We start from the raw sequence: 17794 nt of genomic DNA on the forward strand, positions 1-17794 counted from the left end.
GTGTCCGGCGTCAGGCCGACGGGTTGCGGCGGCGACCGGCGAAGACGCCGTAGCCGATCCCGATCGCGCCGACCACGATTCCGGCGACGCCCAGCGCACGGGCGGTCCCGTCGCTCGTGTCGGACGAGGCCGCCTGCGTACCGGCGGACGAGCCGCCGGACTTGGCGTCGGCGGCCGGGGTCGCCGTCACGCTCGGCGTGGCCGATGAGCCGTCGGAGGCCGCCGCCGCCGTCAGCTTCAGGGTCGGCGCCGGGTGCTGCGGCTCGGCCTGGCCCTCCTTCGGCACGTCGATCCAGCGCACGATGTCACCGTTGTCGTACGTCTGGAGCGTCTTGAAGACCAGCGCGTCGGTGGTGGCGGGCAGCGGCCCGAACGACACCGGGAACTGCTGGAACTGGCCCGGCGCGATCTTCCCGCCGCTCCAGGTGATCTTCGTGACCGCCTCGTCGATGGTGCCGTCGTCCGACTTCAGCGGGGTCGCCAGCTTCGACTTCGTCACCTGCGCCGTCCAGCCGGGCACCGGCTGGATCGAGACCGAGGCGACCGGGTGGTCGGTGGGCAGATTGACCTCGACCTTCGTCGTGGACGCGCTGTCCTCCTCGTTCGGCACCTTGAAGGCGACCGTGCTGTAACTGCCCTGGGCCGCGCTGTTCGGCGTCACCGTGACATGCGCGAAGGCGGGCACGGCGGCCAGCAGGACGGTGGCACCGGCGAGGGCGGCGATGGTCGCGGCACGGCCGCGCATACGTGAGCTGCTCATTACGAGGGTGCTCCAGTTCTCCACAGGTCTGTGGGAAGTGGGCTGACGGTGGCATGGAACCGCGGACCACGGCGCGTCAGGCGCCCGCGGTCGGCGGAGGCGTGGGCGGACCCGCGCGCCACCGTCGCCGTGCTCCCCGGAAGGCGGCGTAAGTCCTATGGACCTATGCCGTATAAGTCCTATGGACCTACGTAGGACCGATGGACTCATCAGCCCAGTGAGGGCCTCTCAGGTCCGCAAGGACCTGCGAGTCCCCGGGGGCCTACGCCAAGGGGGAGTCAGCGGGGGTGCGTCGCGTCAGACCGCCGCGAGGCCGAACGGCGGCCCGCGCCTGGCCAGCGAGTGCCGCAGCAGCCACACCGTGCGGTGCCTGGCCGCCGTCGCGTCCGCCGTGCAGCGCCGCCGCGGCCGTACGCCCGCGGTCCCGGCCGCCTGCGCCGCGAGCGCGGACAGCAGCGCGTGGGCGCGGCGCAGTACGGCGGGCGAGAGCGCGGCCAACTCGGCGGCGCCGCGCACCGACAGCCGTATCAGCCGCCAGAGCGCCGCCTCGCCGCGCCGCAGCACCCAGCCCGCCACCACGGCGGCGAGCAGGTGGCCGAGGAACATCGGCAGGGAGCAGAAGGGCAGCGACATCACGGCGTGCGCGACGCTTCCCGTACCGCCCGCGGCCGTACCGCCGCTCATGTCCATGCCCGGGGTGTGCACGGGCGCGCCCATCGCGGACGGGTCGAGCCCCGCCTGCTGGACGACCCACTGCGCCTTCCGCGGGGTGAGCGGCGCCGCGGCCGTGCTCCCGCAGACCAGCCGGGCCGCGACGGCCAGCAGACCGCCGGAGCCGGACCCCGCGCCGCCGCCGTGCCCGGCGGCCGTCGTACTCGCGCACATCTGCCCGGCGTTGAAGACGCTGTGCAGCGCGAGCTGTCCGACAGCGAGGGCGGCGGCGATGCCGGGCAGGGTGCGTTCGCGCCCCGCGAGCGGCGCCACGACCGCGAAGACCGAGAGCCAGCCGACGACCAGCGCCCACACCGGCACCGTACGGCCGGACGCCATCGCGTGCCCGACCGCGGCCAGCACGACGCAGACCGCGGTGAACACCGCGGCCCGCAGCAGTCGCATTCCGGCGCCGGCGCGCACGGAGGGGACGGAGCCCCGCGTGGCAGTCATGACGGCGGTCATCTTCTCACCGCGCGCTCCGGGCGGATACGGCGGGTGTCCGGCTCGCGGGGGTGTGCGCGTGAAGTCCCCTTACACCCGTACGCCGGGCATGGGCATCCGCCGAATGAGCGATATCACGTCAACATCGCGCTTACGGGACGCTCTTCGCGGCAATACGTAACCTTATGTCGAGCCGCAGCCAGGAGGCTGGAGCATGAGCATCTGGTGGTCACTCCATTTGCGGCGCGAGGCTGCGAGCGTTCCGCTGGCCAGAAGGCTGCTGATCGGGACCATGGAGACGGCCGGAGTCGATCCGGACATCTCCTTCGACCTGGCGGTGGCCCTCTCGGAAGCGTGTGCCAACGCCGTCGAACACGCCGGATCCGGCACGGAGTACAGCGTCACCGCGCGGATCGACGGCGACCAGTGCCGTATCGAGGTCGCCGACTCCGGTCCCGGATTCCCCCGCGACCGCTTCCGCCACCCGGCCCGGCCGCTGAGCCCCAGGGGCCAGCAGGCCGAGCACGGACGCGGACTCTTCCTCATCGAGGCGCTGGTGGACCACGTCCACTTCCAGAACCGGCCGGGTCACGGCACGGTCGTCTCCTTCGACAAGGTGCTCAAGTGGCGTGACGACGCCCTGCTGAAGGCGTCGTAGCGCCACTCGACTCCGGTTCCGGTGGGACCGGCCGGTGAGACCGGCCGGGACCGGCGGACCGGCTAGGGTCGGCGGACCGGCTGCGCCCGGCGGGACCTGGTGGGGACCATCGGCCGGGCCCGGTGTTCAGCCGCGCAGCCCCGCCATCCACGCCTCGACCTCGTCCGAGCGCCGCGGCAGCGCGTCCGACAGATTGCGGTTGCCGTCGTCCGTCACCAGGATGTCGTCCTCGATCCGGACGCCGATGCCCCGGTACTCCTCGGGCACCGACAGGTCGTCCGCCTGGAAGTACAGGCCGGGCTCGACCGTCAGCACCATGCCGGGCTCCAGGGTGGAGTCCACGTACGCCTCGGTCCGCGCGTGCGCGCAGTCGTGGACGTCCATGCCGAGCATGTGGCCGGTGCCGTGCAGCGTCCAGCGGCGCTGGAGGGCCAGTTCGAGCACCCGGTCGACCGGGCCTTCGAGCAGCCCCCACTCGACCAGCTTCTCGGCCAGCACGCGCTGCGACGCCTCGTGGAAGTCACGGAAGGCCGCGCCCGGCTTCACCGCGTCGATACCGGCCTGCTGGGACTCGTAGACCGCGTCGTAGACCTTGCGCTGGACCGGCGAGAAGCGGCCGCTGATCGGGAGGGTGCGGGTGACGTCCGCGGTGTACAGGTGGTGGGTCTCCACGCCCGCGTCGAGCAGCAGCAGGTCGCCGGAGCGGACCGGGCCGTCGTTGCGCACCCAGTGCAGGGTGGTGGCGTGCGGGCCCGCGGCGCAGATCGAACCGTAGCCCACGTCGTTGCCCTCGACTCGGGCGCGCAGGAAGAACGTTCCCTCGATGTACCGCTCCGAGGTGGCCTCCGCCTTGTCCAGGACCTTGACGACGTCCTCGAAGCCGCGCGCCGTCGAGTCGCACGCCCGCTGCAACTCGGCGATCTCGAACTCGTCCTTCACCGCACGCAGCGCGGACAGGAATTCGGTCAGCTCGGCGTCGCGCTCGGCCGTCACCTTGTCGGTGAGCGCCGCCTCGATGCCCGCGTCGTGCCCGCGCACCACGCGGACCGGACCGGCCGCCTCGCGCAGCGTCTCCGCGGCCTTGCGGACGTCCCGGCACGGCATCCCGAGCAACTGCTCGGCCTCGGTGAGGCTGTGCCGCCGCCCGACCCACAGCTCGCCCTGGCCGTCCAGCCAGAATTCGCCGTTCTCCCGGTTGGAGCGCGGCAGCAGATACGCGGTCGCCGCGTGCCCGCCGCCCTTGCGCGGCTCCAGCACGAGGACGGCGTCCTGCGTCTGGTCACCGGTCAGATAGGCGTACTCGGTGGCCGCCCGGAAGGGGTACTCGGTGTCGTTGGAGCGGGTACGGAGATTGCCCGCCGGTACGACGATCCGCTCGCCGGGGAAGCGCTCGGACAGCGCGGCACGGCGCGCGGCGGCGTACGCGGCCTGCGGCAGCGGGGCCAGGCCGTGCAGCTCCGTGTCGGCCCAGTCGGCCTTCATCACGGCCGCCAGCTCGTCGGAGACAGCCGGGTAGAGGCGGTTCTTGCGCTGCTTGATCGGCTTGTCGTCGCCGTCCGCCGCGTCGCCGTCCGCCGCGTCCGTGGCCGCCGCGTCGCCGTCCGCCGTGGCCGCCGCGTCGGTGGCCGCTTCGACTGCCGCGTCCGTGGCCGCCTCGGCCGCCTTCACGGCCGTCCCCGTCGTCTCAGGAGTCTCGGGCGTCTCCTGTCCGACCCGCTCGACCTGCTCGTCCGGCTGTGCCTGGGCCTCGGCCACGTCCTGTCCTCCTCGCTGTCGTCGCCATAGCTGCCTGGAGGTCCCGCCGGGACCCGCTATGGACCTCTACGCATCGTATGTGCGCGCGGAAGAGGGCGTGCGGGGGGCATAGGTCCTGAATCGCTCACGAATCAGGACCGGGCGGACCGAAGCGGACGCGGGTGACCGCGGCCCGTCTCTCTCAAGGGCCCGTCTCGCAGGGGCCCGTCTCTCAGCCGCCCGTCTCCCGCAGCCGCCCGTCTCCCGCAGCCGCCCGTCTCTCCGTGCCCCGTCTCTGTCAGCCTCAGCCGAAACGGACGGCGAGCAGGACCACGTCCTCCACGCCCTCTGACCGGTCGAGGCCGTCGGGCAGGACGGCGTGCAGGATGTGGTCGACGAGACGGTCGGGGTCGTCGCGGGCCGGGCGCGGGGCGCTCTGCGCGGCGGCGTGCAGCCGGGCGAGCGCCCGGTCGGCGGACTCCCCCGTACGGTGCAGCAGCCCGTCCGTGAACAGCACCAGGGTCTCGCCGGGCCGCGCGTACAGCTCGACGCTGGGCGCCTCCCAGCAACTGAGCATGTTCAGCGGCGCGGACAGCGACGTCTCGACGTACTCGCAGCGGCGGTCGCCGATCACCAGCGGCGGGCAGTGTCCCGCGCCCGCCAGGATCAGCTTGCGGCCGCCGGGGCCGCCCGCCGGGCGCGGGCCGCCGTTCGCCGCCTCCGCCTCCACGTACGCGAACAGCGCCGTCGCGGACCTGGCGGGCTCGGTGAGCCGCATCAGCAGTTCCAGGTCGGACAGGACCGCGACCGGGTCCTCGCCCTCCATCACCGCGTACGCGCGCAGGCTCGCGCGCAGCCGACCCATCGCGGCCACCGCGCCGGGGCCGCGCCCCGTCACCCCGCCGACGGCCAGGCCGAGCGCGCCCTCGGGCAGCGGCAGCGCGTCGTACCAGTCGCCGCCGCCGCGCGGATTCGTCCGGTGCCTGACCGCCAGCCGTACGCCGGGGACGCGCGGCAGCCGTTCCGGCAGCAGTTCCGCGGCCAGCGCCGCCGTGGTGTCCCGTGCGCGCCGCAGGTCGAGCACGCGTGCGGTGTGCTCGGCGGCGAAGCGCAGATACAGGCCCATCAGGCGGCGCTGCCGGTCGTCGGGCTCCGCGGGTTCGTCGTAGAACCACACGGCCGTGCCCAGCCTGCCGGCCGACTGCGCCGTCAGCCGCAGCGCGTAGCTCGCGCCGAGGCCGAGCTGGACGGCGACCTCGCGGTGCCGCCGGTCGAGGCCGGGTTCGTGCAGCAGGTCGGCGTGGACGCGTTCGCCGTCCGCGTCCCGCGCCGCCGATCCGTCCTTCGCCGCTGATCCGTCCTCTGCCCCCGATCCGTCCCGCGCTCCTGACCCGTCCCGCGCTCCTGATCCGCTCGCGTCACTCGGCACGCCGGTGTCGGAGGCGGACGTACGGGGTACGGGCACGGTCTCGATCGTGCCGAGGTCGGCGTGGCCGAGGCCGAGGCCGACGGTGCGTTCGGGGCCGAGGCCGTCGGCTGGCTCCAGCGCGACCATGCCGCGGCGGGCGCCGACCAGGGTGGCCCCGGCGCGCAGCACCTCGTGCAGCGTGTCGTCCAGCGCGGTCGTCCGGGCCAGCCGCTCGGTCAGCTCGTGCACCAGGGACAGGTCGCACACCCAGGAGGCCAGCCGGTCCTGCACGGCGGGGGAGCCGTACCGGTCACCGACCGCTTGCTCCGGCGCCCGGGGACGGCCCGCACCGGGTACGGTCACGGGCTTGGCCGCGGGTTCGGCGGCCTGGTCGGTCGCGGAACCGGTCGTGGAATCGGGTGCGGAATCGATCGTGGAATCGATCGTGGAATCGGCCGCCGGTTCCGTCGCCGGTCCCGTCACCGGTTCCGTCCTCGGTCCCGCTGGTTCCGTCGCGGGTGCGGGCGGAGCGGCGGGGGAGACGGCGGGGACCGCGGAGGCGGCCGTGACCTGCGCGGGGCCTCCCGCGGGGGACGCATTCTGCGCCGCCGCGGAAGGAGGTGGCTCTGTTCCGGCCACTTTTTTCATGTGAGCGGCGCTCATGGCCGGGGGCTTCCGGCCAGTCGCCAATGGATGGGGCATTCCGCGCTTTTCGTCCGCAAAGCGCGGCGCATCTGCATCAATAGCATCGCAAACCCCCATGTCGTGGCGCGTCGCTACCAAGGAACCCACTTGTACACGCACAATCGCGGGCATGTCCAGGATTGTCCTGGTAGACGGAGTGGTGTCGGGACGTGACCGGCGTCACGTGCCGTGGTGCGCCGGTGGCCTGGAGTAGCCGTCAGACCGCCGCAGGTTGGCCAGAAAGAGCTACCCCCGTCTCATGCGCGCTGTCGACTGATCCCGGCCAACAGCGCGTCATATTTGCGGGTGATGGGTAGGAACCCGGAGTCCGGCTCAAGCGTCGTAGTACGTAAGCAATTGACAGCCGACCCCACCCCGAGTGGCGAGCGGGAGCTGCGCCCAACGGGATCCACGACTAGTGGCTCGCGATCGGGGCAAGTGAGCAAGCGCCATGCGCACGCCACCCACCGCCACGTTCCACGCTCGGCCGGCGGCGTGATGCGCTGCCTCGTGAACGGCGTGCTCGACAGATACGTGTGCAAGGGCAGATCCCTGGGCGTTAACGGAAAGGAACGAGCGCTGATGCGCGAGATCCTCGGAAGGCGACGCAAGCTCTCACTGCCGCGAAAGGGGCGGACCGCGTTGCGTGACGCGGCGCTCACCTATGCCGAGCAGTGGCAATGGCGTGTGGTGCCCGGTGTCGGATACGACAAACGCGGCACATGGCGGGCGACCGGTGCGCAGCCGTGCGCCTGCGCCCGCCCCAACTGCCCGGTGCCCGGCGCCCATCCGCACGAGCCGGGACTCCTGGCCGCCACCCGTGACCCGCGCATGGTGCGCTGGTGGTGGACGCGCAGGCCGGACGCGCCGGTGGTCCTCGCGACCGGCGACCGGGTGTCCGCGGCGAGCCTGCCCGCGGTGGCCGGCACGCGGGCGCTCGACGCGATCGAACGCCTCGGCGTACGGCTCGGCCCGGTGGTCGCCACCCCCACCCGGTACGTGATCCTCGTCGCGCCCTACTCGCTCGCCGAGCTGGGCGAACTCCTCGACAGCCAGGACTGGGTGCCGACGTCGCTGCGCTACCACGGCGACGGCGGATACGTGGCGCTGCCGCCGTCGAGCAGCAGCGCGGGGCAGCTCCGCTGGGTGCGGCCCCCGGTGCCCGAGGCGACGGGGCCCGACGCGCCGGTCGGGCTCGGCGGCGCCGCGCCGTGGCTGCCGCGGATCGGCGACCTCGTGGACGCCCTCGTCCGCGCGGGCCGGACCGCGCCGGACGGCGACCGGCTCACCTATTGATCCGCGTATTGATGCGCCGCGTTGACACCGCGCCTGTTCTGAACGCTGTTCAGGGCGGGCGCGGTGTCGTTCGCCGCGCGCTCTGTCACTCGTTCGGGTAGCCGAGGGCCCCGGCCCTGCGCTGAACGGCGCCTGATCGTTCCGAAGTCCCCGGTCCGCCCGCTACGTTCGGCGGACCGCAACCGTCGAGCGCAGGTGGGGTCGTGCCCGTGGAGCCGAAGTCACAGCCGCAGCCGCATTCGCAGGCCGTTCAGCAGGTCGCGCAGGACCATGTGTCGGGGCTTCGCATGGTGGCCCTCGCGAGCGTCGCCGCCCTGGCCGTCGTCCTGCCGCTGGCCGCCGCCACGGACGGCCCCTCGGAACACCCGGGCCACGGCGGCCACTCCGGTCACGCGGGCCTCGGCGCCCCGCACGCCAGGACCACGTCCGTGGACGGTTACGGAATGCTTCCGCCGCCCGCCGAAGGCACCTGAACCGCTACCGACCGGTACGACGAAAAGCGTCGCCGTCGTCTCCCTCGCATGGCGAAAAGCGCCGTCCGGCGCCCCGCGGGCATGGAAACGCCCGGTCGCTGGCGACGGGGGATGCACCAGCGACCGGGCTGACCAAACGGTAACAAGACTTCGTCCGTTAGCAAATTCCCCGATGCCGACGGGGCGCCGATTAGCCGCGATTCAACGGGAGTTGTGACCGGAATCACGGCCTCCCCCTCCGCGCAGCCCCCGCCCCCACCGGCCGGTGGTCCGCAGACCTCCCGATCTGCCCCGCCGGGGCGGGCGGTGACGTCCGGGAGCGCCGTGGCTGGTGGCGCAGTCCCCCGCGCCCCTGAAAAGACCGGCCCCCGCCTGGACGAAAGTGGGTGCGCCCCGTCAGGGGCGCGAGGAACTGCGCGAGCAACCCACCACCGGCGGGTGGTCCGGGGGCGACCGGTTTGCCCTGCCGGGGCGGGTGGTGAGGTGCGGGAGCGCTTCGGCTGAGCGCGCAGTTCCCCGCGCCCCTTAGAAGATCGGCTCGCCGCGAGGCGTAAGGCGGTCGGCGTCAGCTCAGGGTGATCTGGCGGTTGGTGAAGCCGCTGCGGGCGCGCCGCTCGTCGGCGGTGAGAGGGCCGGACTTGGCAAGCGTCTCGGCCAGACGCTCGTTGAAGGCGGCGGCGGGCTTCTCCACCTCGTCGGCGCCCATGCCGACCGGCAGGTCCCACACCGGCACCACGAGCCCGTGCGCGCGGAAGGAGCCGACCAGCCGCGTACCGTCACCCAGCGACGACACCCCGGCGGCGTGCAGCCGGGCCAACGCGTCGAGCAACTCCTCCTCGGGGTGCGGCATGACCCACCGCAGGTGGTTCTTCTCCGGCGTCTCGCACCAGTACGCGGCGTCCACGCCGGTCAGCCGTACGGTCGGGATCGCCGCCTGGTTGGCCCGCTCCAGCGAAGCGGCCACCTCGCCGGTCGCCGCGTCGGCGTCCTCCAGCCAGAACTCGAAGCCGCTGTGCACCTCGGGCGTGAAGGGCGCGTCGAGGTCCAGCACGTCCTGGAGGCGCGGCCCGTCCTGCGGCGGGCGGCGGCCGTCCACCGGATTGCCGGGCGCCGCGGTGAGCGCGCGCAGCAGCGTGTCGGCGAGGTCGCGGCTGACGTCACCGGACGCCGCCTCGTTCTGGAGGCCGAGCAGGACGGCCCCGGTGTCGCGGCGCAGTCCGGGCCACGCCATCGGCAGCACGGTGCCGAGCGTCACCGAAGGAACGCCGTCGGGCAGCGCGTCCTTGAGGGTGAGCGGGGCGGTCGCCGCCGGAACCAGCTCGCGCAGGGCGACCCAGTCGCACTCGCCGGGCAGCCCCTCGAACGGGCGGCGCACCAGCTCGGTCACCGCGTGCGACGCCTCGCGGCCGTGACACGCCTTGTACCGGCGGCCCGAGCCGCAGGGGCAGGGCTCGCGCGCGCCGACCACCGGGACCTCTCCGCTCGTCGGGACCTTCGTCTTCGTCGCGGTCGCGCGCTTCTTGGCCATGGCTCGGTCTCTCCCGTAACGGCGGTGTTCCGGCCGTGAGCCTAGCGCCCGGCGCGGTCGCCGCCGGACCACGGCGAGGCGTGCGGAGGGGGCGGGGGAGGCCACCGGGGCGCCCTGCGTGCTGTACCCCGCGCGGCCCGGCCCGGCTCTGTGCGGCCCGGCGCGCGGCCCTACGCCTGGGCCCGCGACCTCAGCCGCGTTCGTCGACCGCGCCGAAAGCCGTGTTCAGCGACCCGAGCGCGTCGAACGCTTCGATCGATTCGGCCAGGTCCATCGACATGCCCATCGGCAGGCCGCCGCCCGCACCGACGATCGGACTGATGCCCGTACCGCCGATTCCGCCGAGTCCGGCCCGCTGGCCGCGCGTGCCGCCCGTACCGCCCGCGATCAACGGGTCGTCGCGGCGCGCGTGCCGGGCGCGTACCGGAAGGACCGCCCAGACCGTCACCTCGCCGGGCGCGTCGTCGCGCACGCCCCAGCGCAGCGACAGGCTCCCGACGATGCCAAGGCCCCGGCCGCCGTGCGCGCTCAGGGAGGGGGTGGAGGGGCGTGGCCTGGTGGGGCCGCCGCCGTCGGTCACCTCGACCGCGAGGAGTCCGTCCGTGCCTATCGCCCACGCGGCGCGTATCCCGCACTCGCCGCAGTCGGCGCGGTCGCTGTCGGTACGGCCGCCGTCCGTAAGGCCGCTGCCCGTACGGCCGCTGCCCGTACCGCCGTTGCCCGTCCGTGGGCTGTCGTGACGGCCGCCGGCCGTCCAGTCGTCGTTCACCGTACGGGGAGTGTCCCGGGCGGACCGTGCGCCATTGGCGTCACCGCCGCCCCCGGCCTCGTGCGTCTCCAAAGGACGCGCGTGCCGGAAGGAGTTGCTCAGCAGCTCCGACAGGATGAGGACGGCGTCGTCGATCACCGGCTCCGGCACGTCCTGCGCGCACAATTCGTTCCGCAGTTTCCGGCGCGCCACCGCGACGCCGGTCGGACCATGGGGCAGGGCCATGGTCGAGGACGTAGGCACCTCCTGCGCCACCATCAACGACACCCCCGAGACCTCCTTCACGCCCTTGCGCCACGGGATGGATGCCCTCTGCGACTCGGCCGGAAACAAGCCAACCGCGATCTATTGACGTACTCCGTACACATTCACGACGCACAATTGCAGCCCGAACACGATACGAACGCGCCGGGGTACGCCCTGTGACGGCTGTCGCCTGGTGATGTCGGCTGCTCTGTGTTGACTCCTGCTGTGGCCTGCGGACATCTGTGAACTTCAACGACCCAGTTGGGACAGAACCGCACTCGGGCGGTTGGTGATGATGGAATCCACCCCGAGCCGTACGCACAACTCGACATCGGCGGGTTCGTCCACCGTCCAGACGTGGACGCGGTGCCCCGCCTGGCGCAAACGCGCCACGTATCCCGGATCGGCGCGCACGATCCGCATGCTCGGCCCCGCGATCCCGACGCCCGCCGGCAGCCACCCGCTCCAGCGCCGGGGGAGCGCGTGGCGCACCAGGAAGACGGTGGGTACCGCTGGCGCGGCCAGCCGTACCCGGCGCAGCGCCCCCGGCGAGAAGCTCATCACCCGCACCTGAGCGGGCTCCCCGCGCGCCGGGCGGTCCATACCGAAGTGCCGCAACAGGTCGAGCAGCCGCCGCTCGACCTGGCCCGACCACCGCGTCGGGTGCTTCGTCTCGATCGCCACCTCCAGGCGGCGGTCGGTGTCCGCGACCAGTTCCAGCAGGCGGCGCAGCGTGAGGACGCCGCTGCGTTCGCGCACGGCGTTTTCGTCCTCTTCTTTTACGCGTCCCGCGCGAGCACCTCTTATATGCGCGTCTTTCGCACGGGCGTCTCCTGGGTGACGGTCCCGGCTTCCGGCGCCGCCGGGTCCGCCGCGGCCGTCCTTCCACGAGCCGAAGTCCAGCGCGGCGAGGTCGGCCAGGGCGAGGGAGGAGACGGCGCCCCGGCCGTTCGACGTACGGTCCACCCGCCGGTCGTGGACACACACCAGCTCGCCGTCCGAGGTCAGCCGGACATCGCAGTCCAGGGCGTCGGCCCCGTCCTCGATGGCTTTCCGGTACGCGGCGAGCGTATGTTCTGGTACGTCCGCGGAGGCGCCTCTATGGGCGACGACCTGGACAGGTCGCCCGTCCGGAAACGCCTCCGGGACCGCGCGCGCGTAAGTCACCGTGTCATGGTGCCACCGTCTCCCCGGCGGCCCGGTAACACGGCCGTACGACGGGTACGCGAAGATGCACAGCTACCGCTTACGGCGGTCCGACACGCCGTGGGAAATGCTGTGTTCGGCCCACCACCTTGTTCCGCACCCGGTTCGGAATCCTGTTCAGAACCTGTCCCGACCCTGAGGAGAATCGCTGTGAGCACCGAGAACGAAGCCGGCTCCGGCTCGGCTGCGGAGTCGGCAGCGCCCGCGCCCGACGGTGCCTCGGCGGCCCAGGCCCCCGTACCTCCTGCCGCTCCGCCGCTCGCCCCGCCGCCCGCTCCTCCGACGGCCCCTCCGGCCGCCCCGCCCGCGCCCGCCGCTCCCCCGGCGTCCGCGGACGGCGAGTCGCGTACGGAGATCCTGCCGGAGGTACGGGACGCGGCTCCGGTGCCGCCCGCGGATCCGTACCGGGCCCCGGCCGACCCGTACTCGTCGCCGTCCTCTTCTTCCTCTTCGCCCGCGCCCTCGCCTTACGGTCCGCCGAGTGGGCCGCCTTCGCCGTACGGGACGCCGCCTGCCGCGGTGTTCGCGGCGGAGCAGCCGCCCGCGGGGCCGGGCGCGTTCGGTGCGTCGGGTGCGTCGGGTGCGTCGGGTACGGAGCAGGGCGCGGGGGCGGGCCACGGCGGGGCGGGCCACGGCGGGTCCGGCCACGGTGGCGGGCCGCACGACCCGTTCGCCGCGCCGTCGTCCCCCTACGGCGCGGCGAACGCGCCCGGTACCGGCCAGCCCGGCGGCCCCGGCGGTCTGCCGCCGGCCTGGGGCACGCACGTTCCCCCGCCGCCGAACGACGGCCGCAAGCGCCGCGGCGGCATCGGCGGCATGGTCGCCGCCGTCCTGGTGGCCGCGCTGGTCGCGGGCGGCGTCGGCGGAGGCGTCGGCTACGCGATCGCCGACCACAACGACAAGTCGAGCTCCACCTCCTCGACCACCGTCTCCGACTCCGGCAGCCAGAAGGCGTTCAACCGCGCCCCGACCTCGGTGGCGGGCATCGCCAACAAGGCGCTGCCGAGCGTCGTCACCATCAAGGCCAGCGGCAGCCAGGAGAGCGGCACCGGCACCGGCTTCGTCTACGACACCGAGGGCCACATCCTCACCAACAACCACGTGGTCGCCCCGGCGGCCAGCGGCGGCAAGCTCACCGTCACCTTCTCCAACGGCAAGACGTACGACGCGGCCGTCATCGGCCGCGCCCAGGGGTACGACGTGGCCGTCATCAAGCTGAAGAACGCGAGCGGCGTCAAGCTCACCCCGCTGCCGCTCGGCAACTCCGACCAGGCGCAGGTCGGCGACGCCACCATCGCCATCGGCGCTCCCTTCGGCCTCTCCGGCACGGTCACCACCGGCATCGTCAGCGCCGTCCACCGCCCCGTCGCCTCCAGCGACGGCCAGGGCAGCAGCGCCTCCTACATGAGCGCGATCCAGACCGACGCCTCGATCAACCCCGGCAACTCCGGCGGCCCCCTCCTCAACGCCAACGGCGCCGTCATCGGCATCAACTCCGCCATCCAGCCCGCGGGCAACAGCGACCCCGGCACCCAGGGCGGCAGCGTCGGCCTCGGCTTCGCCATCCCCATCAACCAGGCCAAGCGCGTCGCCGACCAGCTCATCAAGACCGGCCAGCCCGTCTACCCGGTGATCGGCGTCAGCCTCGACACCCAGTACCAGGGCGACGGCGCCAAGATCTCCACCGACTCCAACACCGCCATCACCTCCGGCGGCCCCGGCGCCAACGCCGGCCTCAAGCCCGGTGACGTCATCACCCGCTTCGATGACACCCTCATCGACAGCGGCCAGACCCTCATCGGCGAGATCTGGCAGCACTCCCCCGGCGACAAGGCCACCATCACCTACACCCGCAACGGCACCTCCCACACCACCACCGTCACCCTCGGCCAGCGCACCGGCGACAGCAACTAGCCCCCACCCACTAAGCTGTCCCCGCGCCCCGCGCCAGGAGGCTTGCCCGAGCGGCCTAAGGGAACGGTCTTGAAAACCGTCGTGGCAGCGATGTCACCGTGGGTTCAAATCCCACAGCCTCCGCCGAGGTAGTTGTATGTGCAGGCCAAAAGGGGTGTCCCGGAAATCGGGACACCCCTTGGTCTTGCTCCCTGTCCCACCCTGACCCGCGTATGTCCCGCCGTCGACCAGTGCGTGTGGACCACGCGTGGACCGGGTCCACGGCTCTTCGTGAGCATCACTCGGGGTATTCGGCCTGTTCAGCGAGGGCGCGGGAGATGCGGTCGTTGTCCTGGTCCTGGCGGCCCTTGATGACCTTCGCGTAGAACCGGAAGAGCACAGCGACGCTGTGCCCAGCCCGCCGGGCTACCTCCACTGGATCTACGCCGGAACTCAGCCAGAGGGAGACTCCGGCGTGACGGAGGCTGTACGGCACCTCGGCGAGGGGCGTCATGCCGTCCTCTGCCGAGAGAGCCTTGCTCCGAGCGGCCTTCCAGATCCCCGTGTACTCCGTCGACCGGACCCGCCCTCCACCTGATGCCCGGAAGAACCGGCCGTCAGGGGCGGTGCCGTATGTCGCCCGGTGCGCGCGGAGCATCCCGACGAGGACGGGAGGGATCGGCACCGGACGTGTTGCCTTGCGGGCGCGGCGCTTCAGACCGCGCTTGTCGTAGGAAACGCCGTCATCAGTCCATCCCGATCCGACCTCGGGGCGGCTCTCCGAGAGCACGAGTTCGCCCCACTGACTCTCCGCGGTGCCGTTCTTCGGCGCGGGGGGAAGGCGGCATGCGTCGTCGCCGAGGGCGGCGACCTCGGCGGGACGCATGGCGGCGTAGTAGAGGCACCCGAAGAACGCTGCCAAGTGCTCGCCGCGTGGCCCTTGCTCACGCACCGCGGCGATGAGCCGCTGGGCCTGCCCCGGACTGGGCACAAACCGAAAGTCGATCTCGTCGTCCGTCTCCGGCGGCTTCCAGTCGACTTTCCCCAGGGGGAACGAAGCGAGGATTTCGCGTTCCACGGCGTAGCGAAGCGCGTTGGTGAAGACCGTGTACTTCCGGTGGACGGTCGTCTCCGCTGCCTTCGTTCCATCCAACTTGATGGAGAGGGCGCCGAGAGCAGCGCGTAAGTGGGTCGGCTTGTCGAGTTCGGCCGCGTCGACAGACTTGCGCGTGATCCATTCCAGCGCGGCTGCGATGTCCGCCGGGGCGCTCTCGGTCTCCTGCCGAGGCTTCAACTCTCCGGTTACGTCATCACGGTTGAACCGGAACGCCCACGAGTAGAGGGCAGTCCTGAGGGCCTGTTGCTTCGGTCCGCCCCGAGAGTCCTTGACGAGGACGGGCGTGATGGTGGCGAGGGCTTCGGCGATGCCAGCGCGGTGCTTGGCCGATGCGGTCGGCCATTTCATCTTGGCGTAGGCGCATGCGTGCGCGTACCACGTCGGGGACTGGAGACGGTGGAACTCGGACGCTGGGACTCCTGTCGTCTCGTCGAACTGCTCGCGGTTGCGCAGTGCGGCCAAAAGCTCCGAACGGCGGCCGTCGGCCTGCTCCTTGATCTTGTAGCTCTTGGAGTGTGGTGTTGTCCCGACCCGCCAGCGGAGCTGAAAGGGGGTCGCGCGGTCGGGGCGTTTCCGGATGCCCCAAATTTTCACGTCGTAGGTGAGCATGCTTCTCCCCTGGGTGGGGGCGCGCGCCGAGAGACGCTCACCCCCAACGTCATCGTTTCGGAGGGCGTCAGAAGGCGGACTCTTCGTGGCCCTCAAGCCAGGAGTCGAGGTCGCCGCGGCGCACGCGGAGCTGGCCGTTCGGCAACTTGATGCACTTCGGCGCCTTGCCACGCGCCCGCATCCGGTAGAAGGCGGACCTGGACATGCCGATCTCGTCCAGGACTTCGGGGAGTTTGAGGCTCGGGTGCCGCGTCGGCGGACGCGGGCGGCCCGGCGCGCGGCTGCCGCGCTGCGAGGGCGACGAGTTGTGGGGCATGCTGGGGGCTCCTCCTGTGTCGTGTTCGGGATGGGAGGGCCGGGGCAGCGGGTGTTCTTGGCGGATTGGCCGCTGCCCCGGGCGGAGTCAGGTGTCGGTGGGGTCGTCGGTCGGCGTGGCCGGGGCGACCTTGACGCTGGCGATCAGGGAGACAGTGCCTTCGGGGTCGCCCTCGAAGAAGGTCTCCATCCACTCCCAGGCGGTGTCGGCGGTGAGCGGTGCGTAGCCGAGGGCACGCAGAGCGGCGGTACGGGCGCTGACGGTGGGGACACCGTCGCCGACCGGGAACGGGACGTGCGCCCAGCGGGATTCGTCGGGCTCGGCGACGAAGACCTCCCAGGCGGCGCCGTCCCAGGAGTGGATCATGTGGGCGTTCAGGGGGCGGGTGTAGGCCACGGTCAACCCGCCTGGAGGAAGCCGTGGGCGTCCGCGAAGCGGATGAGGTGCTGGAGGGTGCGCCCGGCGCGCTCGCCGTAGGCGTACGCCAGGTCGGCGACGGTGGTGGAGAACTCCGCTTCCCCGTGGGCTTCGGCGGCGTTCTGCGCCTGCTCGCTCTCGATGAGCAGGGCGCGGAGGTCGGCGAGTTCGTGGCTTCCGGCGTCGCTGGTGACGGACTGGCTGACGTCGGGGATGCCGTCCGCGGTCACGGTGTAGTTGCCGTGGCGGTCGCGGGGGAGTTCGACGTGTCGGGGGCGCTCGCTGCGCAGGACGGCGGCGATGGCTGCGGCGGTGCCGTGCGCGTAGCCGAGCGCGGCGTTCTCGTACAACTCCTTCGTCTGGTGCTCCAGGACCATGTAGAGGTCGCTGAGCTGCCAGAGCGCTTCGTCGTGCGGGCGGACGGGTTCGGCGTCGGGGACGGTGAGGACACCGACGACGGGGACGATGCGTGCGGGGTCGGCGGTCCACGCGGTGTGGCGGGCGTGGCTGTGGGCGGTGCGCAGTTCACGGGCGGCTGCGCCGAGGGCGTACACGCTGTCGGTCAGGCTGAGGTGCCAGTCCGGGGCGATGTCGGGCATGGGGTTCCTCCGTTAGGCGGGCCGGGCGGGCTGTCCGGTCCTCCGCGCGTGCCCAACCCCCTCCTAGGGACGAGGGGTTGGGCACGCACAGGGGATCGTCAGGCCTTCAGGCGAGGTGCGGGAGGACGGGGGCGCCGACGGAGGCGGCCTGGAGGACCGTGCGCAGGTCGCCGCCGACGGCCGCGAGCCGCTGCTCGATGGCCTGCCAGGACTCGGGGTCGATGGCCATCAAACCGGCGACGGCGGTGGGGCCCTGGCCGAGTTCGAGGGCGGTGAGGACGTCGCGGAGTTCGCTGATGGCCATCAGGGAGATGCGCGGCTGGGATGCCGCGAGTGCGGGCGTGCACATGAAGTTGCCTCCTTACGAGGACACTTGACGGCTACTTGCCGGAGCTGGGGATCGCGTCCCTGAGCGCGGACATGATCTGGTCGATCGAGGGCGCGGCGTTGCTGCGTGCGAGGTAGAAGCCGAAGAGCAGGGCGACGGCGGCGGCCCCGGCGCCGACCGCGCGGTAGCGCATGAGCAGGGCCAGCAGGACGCCGAACAGCGCGAGGGCGGAAATGCTGAAGGCCATCAGCGGACCCCCTCGCGGTACAGCCGGGTGGCTACGTTGTAGAGGTGACGTCCCACGCGGATCCGTTGGCCGTATCCACGGCAGCGTCGGCACTCCCGGCCGCGCACGATCCGGCCGCGCCGGTTCTGCTTGACCTTGAAGCCGAAGCCGTGGCACTTGCGGCAACTGCCGAGCGGACTCGCGGCGCACAATGCGGCGTAACAGAGACCCGCGATGACGATGAGCGCTATAGCGCTGACGAGCGAAGGCATGCGAACCCCTTCCAGGGCGGAATCAGGGCATGCGTGAAGTGGGTCGCTAGCGGCTAGACGCCAGGTCAGAGGACCATTGGGGCGCTAGCGAGGGTGCTAG

17 protein-coding genes, 1 tRNA gene and 1 pseudogene are annotated in these 17794 nt (G+C 72.2%); 5 read left to right on the forward strand and 14 right to left on the reverse strand.

Annotation, left to right across the window (positions count from 1 at the left end; all coding sequences use genetic code 11):
- Positions 1 to 10: 10 nt before the first annotated feature.
- Both ACFY9V_RS02735 and ACFY9V_RS02740 read right to left on the reverse strand, forming a co-directional pair.
- A complete protein-coding gene (locus tag ACFY9V_RS02735) occupies positions 11 to 760 on the reverse strand; it encodes a DUF1775 domain-containing protein (RefSeq protein WP_391042121.1) in 750 nt (249 codons plus the stop codon).
- Between the two features lie 297 nt (positions 761 to 1057).
- Positions 1058 to 1924, reverse strand: a complete 867-nt coding sequence (locus ACFY9V_RS02740; RefSeq protein ID WP_355336594.1) for a hypothetical protein — start codon at positions 1922 to 1924, stop codon at positions 1058 to 1060.
- A 205-nt stretch (positions 1925 to 2129) separates the two neighbouring features.
- Here ACFY9V_RS02740 and ACFY9V_RS02745 point away from each other — a divergent pair, with 205 nt between their 5' ends.
- Positions 2130 to 2573, forward strand: coding sequence for an ATP-binding protein (locus ACFY9V_RS02745; RefSeq protein WP_391042124.1), 444 nt, complete (start codon positions 2130 to 2132; stop codon positions 2571 to 2573).
- A 126-nt stretch (positions 2574 to 2699) separates the two neighbouring features.
- Here ACFY9V_RS02745 and ACFY9V_RS02750 read toward each other — a convergent pair whose 3' ends face one another.
- Together ACFY9V_RS02750 and ACFY9V_RS02755 are read right to left on the reverse strand one after the other, a co-directional pair.
- On the reverse strand, positions 2700 to 4112 hold the full coding sequence (locus tag ACFY9V_RS02750; RefSeq protein ID WP_391159565.1) for an aminopeptidase P N-terminal domain-containing protein: 1413 nt from the start codon (positions 4110 to 4112) through the stop codon (positions 2700 to 2702).
- Positions 4113 to 4611: 499 nt separating this feature from the next.
- A complete protein-coding gene (locus ACFY9V_RS02755; RefSeq protein WP_391158923.1) occupies positions 4612 to 6531 on the reverse strand; it encodes a SpoIIE family protein phosphatase in 1920 nt (639 codons plus the stop codon).
- A 450-nt stretch (positions 6532 to 6981) separates the two neighbouring features.
- Between ACFY9V_RS02755 and ACFY9V_RS02760 the strand changes: the two genes are divergently transcribed.
- Together ACFY9V_RS02760 and ACFY9V_RS02765 are read left to right on the forward strand one after the other, a co-directional pair.
- On the forward strand, positions 6982 to 7695 hold the full coding sequence (locus ACFY9V_RS02760) for a bifunctional DNA primase/polymerase (RefSeq protein ID WP_355336591.1): 714 nt from the start codon (positions 6982 to 6984) through the stop codon (positions 7693 to 7695).
- Positions 7696 to 7904: 209 nt separating this feature from the next.
- Complete coding sequence (locus ACFY9V_RS02765) at positions 7905 to 8168, forward strand: hypothetical protein (RefSeq protein WP_391158925.1); 264 nt, start codon at positions 7905 to 7907, stop codon at positions 8166 to 8168.
- A 565-nt stretch (positions 8169 to 8733) separates the two neighbouring features.
- Here the strand turns inward: ACFY9V_RS02765 and ACFY9V_RS02770 are convergent.
- From ACFY9V_RS02770 to ACFY9V_RS02780, 3 genes are all read right to left on the reverse strand, one after another.
- The gene (locus ACFY9V_RS02770; RefSeq protein WP_188281531.1) at positions 8734 to 9696 is read right to left on the reverse strand and encodes a DUF5926 family protein; all 963 of its coding nucleotides are present in this window, start codon (positions 9694 to 9696) and stop codon (positions 8734 to 8736) included.
- A 190-nt stretch (positions 9697 to 9886) separates the two neighbouring features.
- Positions 9887 to 10723, reverse strand: coding sequence for an ATP-binding protein (locus ACFY9V_RS02775; RefSeq protein WP_391159567.1), 837 nt, complete (start codon positions 10721 to 10723; stop codon positions 9887 to 9889).
- Between the two features lie 237 nt (positions 10724 to 10960).
- A complete protein-coding gene (locus ACFY9V_RS02780) occupies positions 10961 to 11878 on the reverse strand; it encodes a glycerophosphodiester phosphodiesterase family protein (protein WP_391158927.1) in 918 nt (305 codons plus the stop codon).
- 189 nt (positions 11879 to 12067) lie between these two features.
- Here ACFY9V_RS02780 and ACFY9V_RS02785 point away from each other — a divergent pair, with 189 nt between their 5' ends.
- Positions 12068 to 13831, forward strand: coding sequence for a trypsin-like peptidase domain-containing protein (locus ACFY9V_RS02785; RefSeq protein WP_391158930.1), 1764 nt, complete (start codon positions 12068 to 12070; stop codon positions 13829 to 13831).
- 36 nt (positions 13832 to 13867) lie between these two features.
- Positions 13868 to 13954 (forward strand) — tRNA-Ser (locus ACFY9V_RS02790).
- Positions 13955 to 14108: 154 nt separating this feature from the next.
- Here ACFY9V_RS02790 and ACFY9V_RS02795 read toward each other — a convergent pair.
- The 7 genes and pseudogenes from ACFY9V_RS02795 to ACFY9V_RS02825 all read right to left on the reverse strand — a co-directional run bounded on the left by ACFY9V_RS02795 (position 14109) and on the right by ACFY9V_RS02825 (position 17694).
- A complete protein-coding gene (locus ACFY9V_RS02795) occupies positions 14109 to 15536 on the reverse strand; it encodes a site-specific integrase (RefSeq protein WP_355336586.1) in 1428 nt (475 codons plus the stop codon).
- 67 nt (positions 15537 to 15603) lie between these two features.
- Positions 15604 to 15774, reverse strand: a pseudogene (locus ACFY9V_RS02800) (helix-turn-helix transcriptional regulator); the annotation flags it as partial.
- A 165-nt stretch (positions 15775 to 15939) separates the two neighbouring features.
- Positions 15940 to 16248 carry a DUF6303 family protein gene (locus ACFY9V_RS02805; RefSeq protein ID WP_355336585.1) on the reverse strand — a complete coding sequence of 103 codons (309 nt, stop codon included), beginning with the start codon at positions 16246 to 16248 and terminating at the stop codon, positions 15940 to 15942.
- A gap of 2 nt (positions 16249 to 16250) precedes the next feature.
- Positions 16251 to 16868, reverse strand: a complete 618-nt coding sequence (locus ACFY9V_RS02810; protein ID WP_391042136.1) for a hypothetical protein — start codon at positions 16866 to 16868, stop codon at positions 16251 to 16253.
- A 106-nt stretch (positions 16869 to 16974) separates the two neighbouring features.
- Positions 16975 to 17217 carry a hypothetical protein gene (locus ACFY9V_RS02815; protein ID WP_391042138.1) on the reverse strand — a complete coding sequence of 81 codons (243 nt, stop codon included), beginning with the start codon at positions 17215 to 17217 and terminating at the stop codon, positions 16975 to 16977.
- A 31-nt stretch (positions 17218 to 17248) separates the two neighbouring features.
- The gene (locus ACFY9V_RS02820) at positions 17249 to 17443 is read right to left on the reverse strand and encodes a hypothetical protein (protein ID WP_391158933.1); all 195 of its coding nucleotides are present in this window, start codon (positions 17441 to 17443) and stop codon (positions 17249 to 17251) included.
- Positions 17443 to 17694, reverse strand: coding sequence for a hypothetical protein (locus ACFY9V_RS02825; protein WP_391158935.1), 252 nt, complete (start codon positions 17692 to 17694; stop codon positions 17443 to 17445). The genes ACFY9V_RS02820 and ACFY9V_RS02825 overlap by 1 nt, the downstream gene beginning before the upstream one ends.
- Positions 17695 to 17794: the final 100 nt, after the last annotated feature.

Origin of the sequence: Streptomyces sp. NPDC008317 (assembly GCF_042955955.1) — a bacterium.
Lineage (GTDB): Bacteria > Actinomycetota > Actinomycetes > Streptomycetales > Streptomycetaceae > Actinacidiphila.

Bases quoted from the DNA above. Each gene is read 5' to 3' on its own strand.
- ACFY9V_RS02815 (WP_391042138.1), bottom strand. From the start codon at position 17,217: ATGTGCACGCCCGCACTCGCGGCATCCCAGCCGCGCATCTCCCTGATG.
- ACFY9V_RS02735 (WP_391042121.1), bottom strand. From the start codon at position 760: ATGAGCAGCTCACGTATGCGCGGCCGTGCCGCGACCATCGCCGCCCTC.
- ACFY9V_RS02770 (WP_188281531.1), bottom strand. From the start codon at position 9,696: ATGGCCAAGAAGCGCGCGACCGCGACGAAGACGAAGGTCCCGACGAGC.
- ACFY9V_RS02810 (WP_391042136.1), bottom strand. From the start codon at position 16,868: ATGCCCGACATCGCCCCGGACTGGCACCTCAGCCTGACCGACAGCGTG.
- ACFY9V_RS02825 (WP_391158935.1), bottom strand. From the start codon at position 17,694: ATGCCTTCGCTCGTCAGCGCTATAGCGCTCATCGTCATCGCGGGTCTC.
- ACFY9V_RS02755 (WP_391158923.1), bottom strand. From the start codon at position 6,531: ATGCCCGCGATTGTGCGTGTACAAGTGGGTTCCTTGGTAGCGACGCGC.
- ACFY9V_RS02745 (WP_391042124.1), top strand. From the start codon at position 2,130: ATGAGCATCTGGTGGTCACTCCATTTGCGGCGCGAGGCTGCGAGCGTT.
- ACFY9V_RS02775 (WP_391159567.1), bottom strand. From the start codon at position 10,723: ATGGTGGCGCAGGAGGTGCCTACGTCCTCGACCATGGCCCTGCCCCAT.
- ACFY9V_RS02795 (WP_355336586.1), bottom strand. From the start codon at position 15,536: ATGCTCACCTACGACGTGAAAATTTGGGGCATCCGGAAACGCCCCGAC.
- ACFY9V_RS02740 (WP_355336594.1), bottom strand. From the start codon at position 1,924: ATGACTGCCACGCGGGGCTCCGTCCCCTCCGTGCGCGCCGGCGCCGGA.
- ACFY9V_RS02820 (WP_391158933.1), bottom strand. From the start codon at position 17,443: ATGGCCTTCAGCATTTCCGCCCTCGCGCTGTTCGGCGTCCTGCTGGCC.
- ACFY9V_RS02760 (WP_355336591.1), top strand. From the start codon at position 6,982: ATGCGCGAGATCCTCGGAAGGCGACGCAAGCTCTCACTGCCGCGAAAG.